The sequence below is a fragment of the Haloechinothrix salitolerans genome (assembly GCF_042662605.1).
Classification (GTDB): Bacteria; Actinomycetota; Actinomycetes; order Mycobacteriales; family Pseudonocardiaceae; genus Haloechinothrix_A; species Haloechinothrix_A salitolerans.
The window spans coordinates 3,040,877-3,053,480 of sequence record NZ_JBHSXX010000001.1; the positions used below are offsets into that span (position 1 = coordinate 3,040,877).

Annotated in this window: 13 protein-coding genes; 11 read left to right on the forward strand and 2 right to left on the reverse strand. The window is 68.8% G+C overall.

The window, feature by feature from the left end; all coding sequences use genetic code 11:
* Nucleotides 1-10 precede the first annotated feature (10 nt).
* The 4 genes from ACFQGD_RS14405 (at nucleotide 11) to ACFQGD_RS14420 (ending at nucleotide 4,475) form a co-directional block, all read left to right on the forward strand.
* Nucleotides 11-880 (forward strand): helix-turn-helix domain-containing protein, encoded by an 870-nt coding sequence (locus ACFQGD_RS14405; RefSeq protein WP_345398383.1) that lies wholly within the window; start codon nucleotides 11-13, stop codon nucleotides 878-880.
* Nucleotides 877-1,110 carry a DUF397 domain-containing protein gene (locus ACFQGD_RS14410; RefSeq protein ID WP_345398386.1) on the forward strand — a complete coding sequence of 78 codons (234 nt, stop codon included), beginning with the start codon at nucleotides 877-879 and terminating at the stop codon, nucleotides 1,108-1,110. The genes ACFQGD_RS14405 and ACFQGD_RS14410 overlap by 4 nt, the downstream gene beginning before the upstream one ends.
* A 174-nt stretch (nucleotides 1,111-1,284) precedes the next feature.
* The gene (locus ACFQGD_RS14415; protein ID WP_345398389.1) at nucleotides 1,285-1,443 is read left to right on the forward strand and encodes a hypothetical protein; all 159 of its coding nucleotides are present in this window, start codon (nucleotides 1,285-1,287) and stop codon (nucleotides 1,441-1,443) included.
* Complete coding sequence (locus tag ACFQGD_RS14420) at nucleotides 1,413-4,475, forward strand: helix-turn-helix transcriptional regulator (RefSeq protein WP_345398392.1); 3,063 nt, start codon at nucleotides 1,413-1,415, stop codon at nucleotides 4,473-4,475. The genes ACFQGD_RS14415 and ACFQGD_RS14420 overlap by 31 nt, the downstream gene beginning before the upstream one ends.
* Here the strand turns inward: ACFQGD_RS14420 and ACFQGD_RS14425 are convergent.
* Entirely contained in the window at nucleotides 4,447-6,069 is a 1,623-nt protein-coding gene (locus ACFQGD_RS14425) for a succinic semialdehyde dehydrogenase (RefSeq protein WP_345398395.1), read from the reverse strand. The two genes, ACFQGD_RS14420 and ACFQGD_RS14425, sit on opposite strands and share 29 nt — an antisense overlap.
* A 192-nt stretch (nucleotides 6,070-6,261) precedes the next feature.
* Entirely contained in the window at nucleotides 6,262-6,912 is a 651-nt protein-coding gene (locus ACFQGD_RS14430) for a TetR/AcrR family transcriptional regulator (protein WP_345398398.1), read from the reverse strand.
* A gap of 111 nt (nucleotides 6,913-7,023) precedes the next feature.
* On the opposite strand from ACFQGD_RS14430, the gene ACFQGD_RS14435 reads away from it, so the two are divergent.
* The 7 genes from ACFQGD_RS14435 to ACFQGD_RS14465 all read left to right on the forward strand — a co-directional run bounded on the left by ACFQGD_RS14435 (nucleotide 7,024) and on the right by ACFQGD_RS14465 (nucleotide 12,587).
* Complete coding sequence (locus tag ACFQGD_RS14435; RefSeq protein WP_345398401.1) at nucleotides 7,024-8,175, forward strand: acyl-CoA dehydrogenase family protein; 1,152 nt, start codon at nucleotides 7,024-7,026, stop codon at nucleotides 8,173-8,175.
* A 101-nt stretch (nucleotides 8,176-8,276) separates the two neighbouring features.
* A complete protein-coding gene (locus tag ACFQGD_RS14440; RefSeq protein WP_345398404.1) occupies nucleotides 8,277-9,422 on the forward strand; it encodes a CaiB/BaiF CoA transferase family protein in 1,146 nt (381 codons plus the stop codon).
* A 227-nt stretch (nucleotides 9,423-9,649) separates the two neighbouring features.
* Nucleotides 9,650-9,820: a hypothetical protein gene (locus ACFQGD_RS14445; protein ID WP_345398407.1), complete on the forward strand. Its 171-nt coding sequence runs from the start codon at nucleotides 9,650-9,652 to the stop codon at nucleotides 9,818-9,820.
* Between the two features lie 387 nt (nucleotides 9,821-10,207).
* Nucleotides 10,208-10,714, forward strand: a complete 507-nt coding sequence (locus tag ACFQGD_RS14450; protein WP_345398410.1) for a helix-turn-helix transcriptional regulator — start codon at nucleotides 10,208-10,210, stop codon at nucleotides 10,712-10,714.
* A gap of 128 nt (nucleotides 10,715-10,842) precedes the next feature.
* Entirely contained in the window at nucleotides 10,843-11,736 is an 894-nt protein-coding gene (locus ACFQGD_RS14455) for a lytic transglycosylase domain-containing protein (protein WP_390183619.1), read from the forward strand.
* A 16-nt stretch (nucleotides 11,737-11,752) separates the two neighbouring features.
* Nucleotides 11,753-12,196, forward strand: a complete 444-nt coding sequence (locus tag ACFQGD_RS14460) for a transcriptional regulator (protein ID WP_345398415.1) — start codon at nucleotides 11,753-11,755, stop codon at nucleotides 12,194-12,196.
* A gap of 37 nt (nucleotides 12,197-12,233) precedes the next feature.
* On the forward strand, nucleotides 12,234-12,587 hold the full coding sequence (locus tag ACFQGD_RS14465) for a DUF3817 domain-containing protein (protein ID WP_345398418.1): 354 nt from the start codon (nucleotides 12,234-12,236) through the stop codon (nucleotides 12,585-12,587).
* Nucleotides 12,588-12,604: the final 17 nt, after the last annotated feature.

Below are 12,604 nucleotides of genomic sequence, written 5' to 3' on the forward strand. Positions count from 1 at the left end.
AGGTGTGTCCGTGTCACGGGGCCGAGGGCCGACGGTTCGCCGCCGCAGGCTCGCCAGTGAGCTCCGGCGGCTACGAGAGGCCGCCGACCTGACCATCGATGATGTGAGCGAGAAGCTGGAGTGCTCGGCGTCGAAGATCAGTAGGATCGAGACGGGGCACGTCGGCGTCACGCCGCGCGACGTCAGGGACATACTCGAGCTGTACGGCGTCAGCGGTGACGACAGGGAAGCGCTGGTGCAGCTGTCCCGCGAGGCGCGCACCAGAGGCTGGTGGCACGCCTACAGCGAGGTCTTCACCGGCGCGTTCGTCGGGCTGGAGGCCGACGCGAGCTCGCTGCTGGCGTTTCAGGCGTTGCTGGTGCCAGGGTTGCTGCAGACGGAGCGGTACGCGCACGCGGTGATCAGGGCGATGCGACCGGACGCCGACGAGCAGGAGATCGAGCGCAGGGTCACCGCGCGCATGCAACGGCAGCGGCTGCTGACCGACCCCGCCCCGCCGGAGTACTGGGCGGTGATCGACGAGGCGGTGCTGCACCGCACCGTTGGCGGTCGCGATGTCATGGCAGAGCAGTTCGAACGGTTACTGACCATGGCGGCGTTGCCGCACGTGACGATCCAGGTGGTGCCGTTCACGGCTGGCGCGCATCCCGGCATGGAGGGTCCCTTCCTCATCCTTGGCTTCCCGGAACAAGCTGATCCCGACGTCGTCTATGTGGACAGCACGACAAGCGGGGCTTACCTCGAGTTGCCCGCCGACGTCCGGCGGTACTCGCTGATGTTCGATCACCTGCGTGCGGCGGCGCTCAAACCGGACGACTCGACCGATCTGATCGCACGGCTCGCCGCTACCGCCGAGAGCGGCGGCGAAGAGAGAAGATGACAAGTAAGGAGTGGAATTTGGTGCTCAGCAGGGACCACGAACGCGCCGTCGAGTGGCGCACGAGCAGCTACAGCGGTGGCGGCAACGACTGCGTCGAGGTGGGGTTCGTCGACGCGGCACCGTTGGTGCGTGACTCCAAGCACCGGGAAGGCGGCGTGATCCGGGTCGAGACCGCGCAGTGGCACGAGATGCTGCGTGCGGCACGCACCGGTGCGCTCGACCTGCGCTGACCACACCGGCGGCAGCCCTTACCCGAGGTGAACGGAGGGTAAGCCGGGTAAGGGGTGCCGCCCCCGGGCCAGGGCGACGTGATCGCCCAATGTGGCGCACGGGGCCTCAGGACGACCGTGGACACCGTGACCGACACACCGTCGGCACCGGCACCACGGTCCGAAGGAGGCCCCATGAGTCCGTACGCCGATCAATTCGTCTTGATCGCCGAGGTCGACTACCGCAGCAACCGTTACCGCGACGAGGCCAAGCGCGCCCGGCAGCGGCGGATACTGTCGGCGGCCCGCCGTAGTATGTCGGCATGTCGAGGGAGGGCACGCAAAAGTCGCTGATCGGTCGCCGCGCCGAACTCGATCGGCTCCGTGCCGCCCTCGCCACCGCGGCCGCGGGTTCGGCGCGCGGTGTGCTGCTCGCGGGCGAAGCTGGGGTCGGTAAGACCCGGTTGATCTCCACCGTCATCGACGAGGCCCGCGCCGAGGGGGCGCTGGTGCTCATCGGCCGCTGCCTCGACCTCGCCGAGCACGAGCTGCCGTATCTCGCCTTCGCGGAGGCGCTCGCACCTGTGACCCGCGACGAGGACGCCGTCGCCGCGGTGCGGAGTAGGCCGGCGCTCGGCAGGGTGCTGCCGCAACTCGCCGGCAGCGCCGCGCCGAGCGCGGACCGGCACGCCGCCGCCTTGACCCATGAAGTGCCCGGTCGCAGCGGTCCGGAACGCGACATCGGCCAGCTGCAGGCGTTCGAGGCGGTGCTCGGCCTGCTCGCCGATCTCGCGGAGCACCGCACCGTCGTGCTGGTCATCGAGGACCTGCACTGGGCGGACGGCTCCACACGCGACTTGTTGTCGTTCCTACTGTCCAGGGCGGCAGGGCAGCGGCTACTCGTGCTCGCCAGCTACCGCGCGGACGACGTCGGTAGGGGACACGCACTGCGCTCGACGCTTACCCAGCTGCGGCGGGTGCCCGCCGTCGAGCATCTCGACGTCGAGCCGCTCGACGAGTCCACCGCCCGTGAGTTCGTCGCGGCGTTGGCGACCCAGCCGATCGAACCTCGCCTTCTCGCGCGGATCATCAGCAGGGGCGAGGGCAACCCGTTCTTCTTGGAGGAACTGCTGTCCTCCTGCCTCGAGTGCGACGGGATCCCGGACGCCCTCGCCGATGTGCTGCATGCCCGGCTGGCCCGATTGGCGCCCACCACGCAGCGGGTGGTGCGGATCGCCTCGCTCGCGGACGGCGGCGCGAGCCATCGGGCGCTCGCCGATGTCGCGGAGCTCGGCGAGGAAGAGTTGGAGGAGGCGCTGCGCGAGGCGGTGCGGCATAACGTGCTCGTCGTCGACGGCACGTTCCACCGGTTCCGGCACGCGCTGCTGCGCGAGGCCGTGCAGGCGGACTTGCTCCCAGGCGAGCGGGTCCGCATCCACGCCGCCTACGCGCGGCGGCTGGTCGGCAGGACCGGTGCGCGTCAGGCCGCGTTGCTCGCCTACCACAGCCTGGAGAGCAACGACCTTCCCACGGCGCTTGCCGCATCGCTGCGCGCGGCATCCGAGGCGCAGGGCAGAGGAGCGCCGTCCGCCGCGTTGCGCGGAATCGAGCAGGCATTGCGCATCTGGGACGCGGTGCCCGCAGCTGAGCGGCCATCCGATGTGGACGAATTGCGGTTGCTGGGGCGTGCTTCGTTTTTCGCCGGTCTCGCGGGGGAAGCGGACCGCGCGGTGAGCTACGCGCGCTCCGCGGTCGAGTTGCTCAACGGCCCGGCCGGGGAGCGGGTCGGCCCGGAACGCGCCGCCGCCGTCTGGCGCCGTCTGGCGCTCGCGCTGAGCATGACAGGAACGGAGCGCGAATCCCCGACGGCGATCGAGACGGCATGGCGATTCGTCGCGGATGCGCCACCGAGCAGGGAGCGTGCCTGGGTACTCGCCACGCGCGCGATGCTGCAGCGGGCGTTCAACGACTTCGACGGCGCCGAACGCAGCGCGCTGGCCGCTATCGACGACGCGCGGGCCACCGACGTCCTCGGCGCGGAAGCCGACGCGCTGTGCACGCTCGCGGTGCTCACCGAACGCAAGAATGATGTGCGCCGGGCGCGCGAGCTGCTACGGGAGGCGAAGGACAAGGCCGTCACCGCGGGCGCGCTCGCGGTCGAGCTGCGGGCCTGGTTCTCGCTGGCGCTGACCCACGACGACGCGGCCGAGTATGCCGAGGCGCTCGCGGTGTATGACGCGGGTGCCGCCCGCGCCGCCGAGCTGGGGCTGCGGTCGAGCGGGTATGGCTTGCAGCTCCGTGCGCACGCCCTGCACCTGCGCTACGTCACCGGAGAATGGCCGCGCGAGCTCGACGTCGTCGAGCACGGCGCGCCGAGCCTCGCCGCGATGCGCATGCGTGCGGCCACGGTCAACCTGCTGGTGGCGACCGGTCGATTCGACGAGGCGCGGACCAGCATCGATGAGCTTCGCGAGCACTGGCAGGCTGATATCGGTATCGCGCGCGAGGCGGGGGCCGCGCGAACGGAGCTGGCGAGCTGGTGCGGTGAGTACGACGTCGCGATCGAGGCGGCCGAGCAGGCGCTGACGTGGCTTGATGAGTTCGAACCGTGTCTGCTCGCCGGGGTGCGGCTCGCCGCGCTCGGCATCTCGGCGGCCGCACGGGCCGCCGAGGGGGCGCGAAGGAACGGCGACGTCGCCGCCGAGGCGAACGCCGTCACCGCTGGCGAACGATTGCTCGGTCAGGCCAGGGACCGCGCGGAACACGGTCAGACCAGGGGCGCCACGCTCGGTAGGGAAGGCGTGGCGTGGCTCGCGCGGGCCGATGCGGAGGCCAGCTGGCTGCACGGCACGCCGGACATCGAGCTGTGGCGGCGCGCTGTCGACGCGTTCGACTATGGCGCCGTCTACGAGCGGGCGATGTGCCAGTGGCGCTATGCCGAGGCGCTGCTGCGTTCAGCGACGCTCGGCGGTGCCCCCAGTAGCGGGGACGCGAGTGCGGGCGCCCATGGCGATCCGCACACCGAAGCCGCGGCGCGGCTCGCCGAAGCGGACGCGGTTGCCGACCGTCTTGGCGCGCGTCCACTGCTGACCCAGGTGCGCGCGCTCGCCCGCAGGGCGCGGCTCGGACCACGGCGTCATCGACCGGTGCCAGGCGCCGACGGTCACCCGCTGACCGAGCGGGAGCACGCTGTGCTGGAACGGGTCGCGCTGGGCAGCACCAATCGGGAGATCGGCGCCGACCTCTACATCAGTGAGAAGACGGTCAGCGTGCACCTGTCGCGCGCGATGGCGAAGCTCGGCGCGAGCAGGCGAGCCGAAGCCGTCGCCATCGCCTACGACCGGGGACTGCTCACCCCTACCGAGGCAGATGCCGCAGCGCCTTGATCCCCGTTGTCAGCGACCGTGCCCACAGCCGGGGCGGCATGCCCTTGAACGGCCGCAGCTTCAGTCCGCGCTGGGTGGCCACGGTCTGCACCTCGGTGAACCGGAGGATGCCCTCCGCGCCGTTGCGCCTGCCGACGCCGGAGTCGCCCATGCCGCCCATCGGGGCGTCGATGGAGCCGAAGCTGGCGGCGAAACCCTCGTTGACGTTCACCGTGCCCGCCTTGATGCGTGCGGCGACCTCACGCGCGTGCGCGCCGTTGGAGCCCCAGACACTGGCGTTCAGGCCGTACACGGTGTCGTTCGCGCGTTGTACGGCGTCATCGATGTCGCTGTAACCATAGATCGACACCACGGGTCCGAAGGTCTCCTCGGCGAACGGCGTCATGTCCGGGGTGACGTCGGTGAGCACGGTCGGCTCGTAGAACAACGGGCCGATGTCGGGTCGCGCCCTGCCGCCCGCTAGGACGGTGGCGCCTTTGGCGCGGGCATCGTCGACGTGCTCGGTGATCGTCTTGAGCTGGTCCGCCGAGGTCAGCGATCCCATGCCCGCCGAGTAGTCGAGTTTCGCGCCCAGCGTGAGTTCCTTCGCCTTGGCGGCGAACGCGGCGGCGAAGTCCTCCCGAATCGTCTCGTGCACGTAGATCCGCTCCACCGAGACGCACAATTGCCCCGCTGAGGAGAAGCAGGCCGCGACCGCGCCGGTCGCCGCCTTCTCGACGTTGGCGTCTGGCAGCACGATCATCGGGTTTTTCCCGCCGAGTTCAAGGGAGAAGCTGGTCAGCCGCTCGGCGATCTTGCCGGCGAGTCGCTTGCCGGTCGCCGTCGAGCCAGTGAACGCGACGTAGTCGGACTCCTCCACGATGGCGTCGCCGATGACCGAGCCCCTGCCGAGCACGATCTGCCACACGCCGCGTGGCAGCCCGGCCTCCTCGGCGAGTTCGTGCAGCCACAGCGCCGACAGCGCGGTCTGGTTGTCCGGTTTCTGCACCACGGCGTTGCCCGCCGCCAGCGCGGGCAGGACGTCCAGCCCGGTCAGCGCGAGCGGGTAGTTCCACGGCGAGATGATGCCGACGACGCCCTTCGGGTGGCGCAGTTCCTGGGTTTTGGTGAGCACCGGGAACACCCCGGCCCTGCGCTTCACGCCGAGCGCCCGCGCGCTGTATTTGCCGTAGTACGAGGCGGCCAGCGCGGTGCCCGCGATCTCGTCGAAGGCGTCGAGCCTGCTCTTGCCCGCTTCCACCTGGACGAGATCGAGGCCTTCTTGCTGCCGGTCGAGCACGAGTGTCATCAGCCGGGTCAACACCCGTTGCCGCTCGGCGATGCTGGTGTTGGCCCACGCACGTTGTGCACGCCGTGCCTCGTCGAAGACCGCACGCGCGTCGGCGTCGGTCGCTTGTGGCAGGGAGACGATCGGTTTGCCGGTGAACGGCGCGGTCATCTCGACGGGCGCGTTGTCCTTCCCGCCGACGACGCGCGCGACGAGCTCCTTGGCCCGCGACACCGAGGGCGCGCCAGTTAGGCCACCGATCGTGCTGCCGCTGCCGCCCTGCTGGCCGGTCTGCTCCGACGTGTTCCCCGGCGCTGCGCTCGTCATCGACACACTCCAGTTACTCAGCGGTAGGTTTTTCTTGAGCTTACCCGCGCTGCCGCGGCCTGGCCAAGGCGTCGTTCGGCTGGTGACCCGGACCGGCGTCATGACCGCGCCGCCACGGCGTCCCTGCTAGTAGAGGTCACTCCTTGAGGGTGGGCCGGTGCGGTGCGAGGGTCGCACCGGCCCACCGCTCGCTCACGCGACGTCGCCGCGATACACGGCCAGCGCGATGCGTTTCCATTCGGTCAGCAGCTGGTTCCGGCGGGTGGCGTCGCCACCGATCTGAGCGTCCAGCGCGAGCCCCCTTGTCAGGTTCACCGTCAGCCAGTACAGCGTGTCCAACGTCCGCCTCGGCATCTCGGGCGCCAGCGTCTGGAAGAGCTCCAGGGTCGAGCGGCCGAGCGCCTTGTCCACCGGCTTGATGGCGGCTGCGAGTTCGGCGTCGGTGCGCGCGGCCACCCACAGTTCCATCACCGCCGCGGACAACGTGCCCGCGAAGCCCTGCCAGATCAGATCGATGCCCTGCTCGACCAGCTTGGGGCCTTCCGGTAGCTCGCCGGACGCAGCGAGGATCTCGGCCTGGATCCGGTTCGTCAGATGTTCGACGGCGGCGGCCATCAGCTCCGCCTTGGTGGTGAAGTGATGCTGCTGGGCGCCCTTCGACACGCCCGCCCTCGCGCAGATCTCCTGCACGGACGTCCTGGCATAGCCGAGCTCGGTGAGGCACTCGATGGTGGCATCGAGCAGCGCGGCGCGCGTGCGTTCGCGCCGCTCCGCCTGGGTGCGATGCCCGCGATCGCGGGTCCGCGCGAGTGCGTCGGTCTCGGTCGGCCGGGTCGCCGTCACCTGATCTCCCTCGGTCCGTGCGTGTTCCTGTGCTTGTTCCACCGGGCGGCGGGCTGTACATTCCAGGTAGAACTTACATGCCGATTGGAATGTTTTCCAGCAGGAGGACTCATGCCGCTGCAACTGCCCACGAGTTCGTGGAGTGACTCCGACATCGAAGAGTTCCGCGAACTCGCGCGCACCTTCTGCCAGAAGGAGCTGACGCCGAACCAGGAGCGCTGGGCACAGCAGAAAGAGGTCGACCGCGACCTGTGGCGCAAGGCTGGCGACGTCGGGTTGCTCGGGTTGTCGATCCCGGAGGAGTACGGCGGAGGCGGCGGCACGTTCGCGCACGAGGCCGTGCTGCTCGAGGAGCAGTCACGCTCTGGGGACAGCGCGTGGGGAGTGTCGGTGCACAGCGGCATCGTGAACCACTACGTGCTCGCCTACGCCGCTGACGAGAAGAAGCGAGAATGGCTGCCCAAGTTGGTCAGCGGCGAGTGGGTTGGTGCCATCGCGATGACCGAGCCCGGCACCGGGTCCGACCTGCAGGGCATCAAGACGCGTGCGGTTCGCGACGGGGACGAGTACGTGCTCAACGGCTCTAAGACCTTCATCACCAACGGCGCCCAGGCCGACTTCGTCATCGTGGCGGCGAAGACGGACCCGGACGCGGGAGCGGCCGGGGTGTCGCTGTTCGGCGTGCCGACGTCGTCGGAAGGCTTCCGGCGCGGCCGCGTGCTGGACAAGATCGGCATGAAGGGCCAGGACACCTCGGAGCTGTTCTTCGACGACGTCCGTGTGCCCGCCGCGAACCTGCTCGGTGACGCCGAGGGCCAGGGCTTCATCCAGCTCATGCAGCAGCTCCCGCAGGAGCGGCTGATCATCGCCGTCACCGCGGTCGCGGGCATGGAGGCCGCCGTCAACCAGACCCTGGAGTACACGAAGGAACGCACCGCGTTCGGCAGGCCGATCTTCGGTTTCCAGAACACCAAGTTCAAGCTCGCCGAGGCGGCAACGGAAGCCGCGGCGAGCAGGGCGTTTCTGGACCAGTGCGTCGAGCGACACCTCAAGGGTGAGCTGGACGTGCAGAGCGCCGCGATGATCAAGCTGTGGACGACGGACCGGATCAACCGCGTCGTCGACGAGTGCCTGCAGCTGTTCGGCGGCTACGGCTACATGAACGAGTACCCCATCGCGCGCGCCTGGGCCGACGTCAGGGTGACCCGGATCTTCGGTGGCACCAACGAGATCATGAAGGAGATCATCGCGCGCAGCCTGTGAGGTAGGCCAACTCGGTGACGGGGGTCACGTCTACCTGGCTGTCGCCGTTTCTTCGCTAGACCCTAATTCATCGCACTTCTTCGTAACCGAGAGGACACAACATGGGAGCAGGGCCGCTGAGCGGACTGCGGGTGGTGGAACTTGCCGGGCTCGCCCCGGGCCCCTTCGCCTGTACGGTGCTGGCTGACCTTGGGGCTGACGTCATTCGGGTGGACCGGGCCAAGCCTGGCGCCGACGTGATCGGTTTCGAGAACGACCCGTTGCGCCGTAGCCGCCGGTCCATCGGTGTCGACACCAAGCAGCCCGACGGCGTCGAGCTGGTACTCAAGCTTGTCGAACAGGTCGACGTGCTCGTGGAGGGCTTCCGGCCCGGTGTGACCGAGCGTATGGGGCTCGGGCCCGCCGACTGCCACGCCCGCAACCCGCGCTTGATCTACGGCCGGATCACCGGTTGGGGCCAGGACGGTCCGATGGCGCAGCGCGCGGGGCACGACATCAACTACGTCGGCCTGTCTGGCGCGCTGGAGGCGATCGGCCGTGCGGGAGATCGCCCGGTGCCGCCGATGAACCTGGTGGCGGACTACGGCGGTGGCGGCATGCTGTTGGCGATGGGCATCCTCGCGGCCCTGTACGAACGAACCAGCTCCGGCAAGGGGCAGGTCGTCGACGCGTCGATGGTGGAAGGGTCCGCGCTGCTGGCGACGAGCCTCTATGGGCTCAAGGCCAGCGGTGCCTGGTCGGGGGAGCGCGGTACCAACCTCCTCGACGGCGGCGCGCCGTTCTATGACACCTACGAGTGCAAGGACGGCAGGTACGTGGCGGTGGGTGCGCTCGAGACGCGGTTCTGGGCTGACCTGGTGAAGGTGCTCGAACTGGACGACGCGGAGCTGCCCCAGCACCACTTCGACATGTCGCAGTGGCCCAGGCTGCGGGAGATCCTGACGACTGAGATCGCCAAGTACACCCGCGACGAACTGGTCGCCAAGGCGGAAGGCACTGATGCTTGCATCACTCCGGTGCTTTCCACCGAGGAGGCCCCCTCGCACCCGCAGAACGCGGCGCGCGACTCGTTCGTCGACGTCGGTGGGGTGACGCTGCCGTCGCCAGCGCCGAAGTTCGACCGCACGCCCGCCGCTACGCCGACACCGCCGCACGAGACGGCGGCCGACACCGACGAGGTGCTGTCCGAACTCGGCATGGCCGAGGGTGAGGTTGGTCGTCTGCGCGAGGCTGGTGTGATCGCGTAATCGATCCGCGCGTGCACGGTCGGGTGCCCCGGCAACGCCGGCCGCGTTGCCGGGGCTCGTAGCCTTGAAGCGGGGACTCGCGGCACCACAAGTCGGGACTCGCGGCGCTGCCCGCGCGGCACGCGTGGCCGCTGGCGCCGAGTTGATCGACATTTACTCTAGGCTCGAGCCGGACACGGAAAGCGGGCCGAAGTGCGCGGCCTTGTGATCGCTGATCGGATGGAGCCATGACGCCGAACGCCAAGAAGGCCGCCATTGTCGGCGCTGTCGCAATCGTGCTGTTCTTCCTCATCACCAAGCCGTACGAGTCCGCGGACGCGGTACACGAAGTTCTTGGGTGGTTCCGGGACGGAGCGGAAGCGATCGTTACGTTCGTTCGCGCGTTGTTCTCCCCGTAGTTTTCTTTTGTTGGTGGCGCGGGTGGGCGCCGCGAAGCTGGCGTGACCTGAGTCACGCCTGCCGTGTCAACGCTCTCTGTGGTCGTTAGTCGCCGATTGTTGCCTTGAGCTGCACGGATGCACGTGCAGCCGCATGTGATCTGTCCCACAATGCGGGCGCAAGATTGGGCCGTCCGGGTGGATTGGTAAGGGGAACGCCCAGGTCAGCGGAATTCGACGACTTGAGGTCTGGCGTACCGGTGGGAACGCACCCTACGGTGCTCACATTAAGTGACCGGTTGGTTCTGCACCGTCAGAGAGACGGCAGTCGGCCCTGGCGATCGCAGGCCCCGATCATGAAGCGGTACGGCCCCGACTCTATGACTGCATACCCGTAGGGAGACGGACATGACCCATGATCCTGGCGTAGACGAGTTGATCCGGCAGTGGTCGGAGGAGCGAGCGCAAACCGCGGAGGACGTCGAGATCAACCGCATAGCCTCCGAGTGGCTGGCAGACGTCCCGGCGACGCCAGGAATACCAGGTCAACGCAGCAGTGACGACTCACAGGACTGGGCGCAGGACTGGTCCTCCCTTGACATCACCGATTCATCCGACGCTTCGTACATCGCCGCGATGCGCAAGCGGCTGCCCGGCGTTCCCGACGAACTGCTCGCCGCCGCCGCGCGGTGGTGGCGCATGGTCGGCGGTGTCGCCGAAGCCGAGGAGTGGTGGGATGCCGGTCTCAGCCCGCTGGACCAGCGGGCGCTGGAGTACCGTGCCGCCGGTCTGTCACCCAGCGACCTCAGCGTCCACCTTGGCCCGTACACGGTGCTGGAGCACCTTCGCAGAGGCAGTGCCGCCGCGTGGTGCGTCGCACGGCTGGCACGGGCTCGTCGCGACGCCGCGAGCTGAGCGATCCGCGAGTCGCGTCACAATCGTTTCACCCGCACGTCGGTACTGTCGTGATACAACTGCGCGTAACACCTGTTATCGCGGTGCGTTGTATCTAGTGAGAGCCGGTGTCGACGAGAGGCGAGTTCTTGGTGGGTAACTCAGCCGAGCGCGAGGATGACGAGAGTAGGCGGTCCAAGCCGAGACGACGGTACGCCCGCGGTCGTGCCGTGGGCGCTCGGTTGGCCGCCGTGCTCGGCGTCCTCGGTGTCGCCGCCGGCGCGGTGTGGGGGCTGACGTACGCCGCCGCGCTAGAACCGAGCCCGACCACACGGGAGATTCCGGCACTCTCCGTGCAGGCCGCCAATGTGAAGCCTGGTTCGGTAACGCCGGTCAACGCCTCGCTCAAGGACTCGCCGAAAAAACGTAAGCAACGACCGAGCGGCGGCGCGGGAACCCAAGGTTCTGGCGGAGGCTCGCTCACCGGCTGGGCGGAGCGCACCAGCCCCGTGATCGGGGTTCCCGCACGCGCGTTGATCGCTTACGGCAACGCCGAGATCGTCACCCGGCAGACCAATCCTGGGTGCCGGCTGTCCTGGGCGACGTTGGCGGGCATCGGCCGGGTGGAATCCGATCACGGCCGCTACGGTGGCGCGGTGCTACAGGCCAACGGCCTGCCGTCCAAACCAATCATCGGTGTCCCGCTGAACGGATCCGGAGGCTTCAAGTCGATCAGCGACACCGATGGCGGCAAGCTCGACGGTGACACCGAGGTGGACCGCGCCGTCGGGCCGATGCAGTTCATCCCGTCCACATGGGCGAGCTACGCCACCGACGGCAACGGCGACGGGGTGGCGGACCCGCAACAGATCGACGACGCGGCGCTGGCCGCCGCGCGCTACCTGTGCGCTGGCGGCAGGGACATGTCCGCGGCCGAAGGCTGGTGGGCGGGGTTGTGGTCCTACAACCAGTCCGTCGAGTACGGCCAGAAGGTGTTCGGTCTCGCGGATCACTATGCGCGCGCCGTCAACCAGCGCGGCTGAGTGCTAGCGTCGAAGTGTGTCAGTGCTGCAGTCTCTCGCCGCACGTCGGTTTGGTGTCGTCGCGGTCTCGGCCGCGAGCCTGATCGTGTGCTGCGCGCTCGCCTGGTGGCAGTGGGAGCGCTACTCCTCGGGAGGCGGGAGCGTCCAGAATCTTGGCTACGTGCTGCAATGGCCGCTGTTCGGCCTGTTTCCCGCGTTCGTGTTCCTGCGAATGCGCAAGCTCCGGCAGGCGCCTCGCCAGCTAGCCGCCGAGCCAGTCGACGAGCCACCCGACGCCGAGCCGGAGGCCGCCACGACCAGATCCGACACCACGTCGGGGCTGAGCGGTCGCTGGCTGTATCGCGCGCCGCGACGTCCCGTGGCGGCTGACACGGCTAGTGAACCCGACGACGCCCTGGCGGAGTACAACCGCTACCTTGCTGAACTGAATCAGCACACTCAGCGTGACCAGACATCGTGACGGGGCTCCGGCCTCGCCTGAGAGGGCCAGCCGAACCATGACGACCTCAGAGCAGCACGACACCACCGCCGCCACCCGTGAAGGCACCCTGCGCCCGCCGCTGCGCCGTTTCCGGGTCGCCGCCTTCGTGACCGGCATCGCCCTGCTCGTGCTCGTCGTCGTCATGATCATCCGTTACGGCTTCGGCAACCCGACGCCGTCCGCGATCTACTCGCCGATCCACGGTGCGATCTATATGGTCTACGTCGCGCTCGCCGTCGATCTGGCGATCAAGGCGCGGTGGACCGTGTGGGGCACCGCCGCCGTGTTGCTCGCCGGGTGCGTCCCGTTCGTGTCGTTCCTCGCTGAACGTAAGGTCACGCACCGAGTTCAGGCTCACCCGGCCTACTGAATCCGCCGCCACTCCAC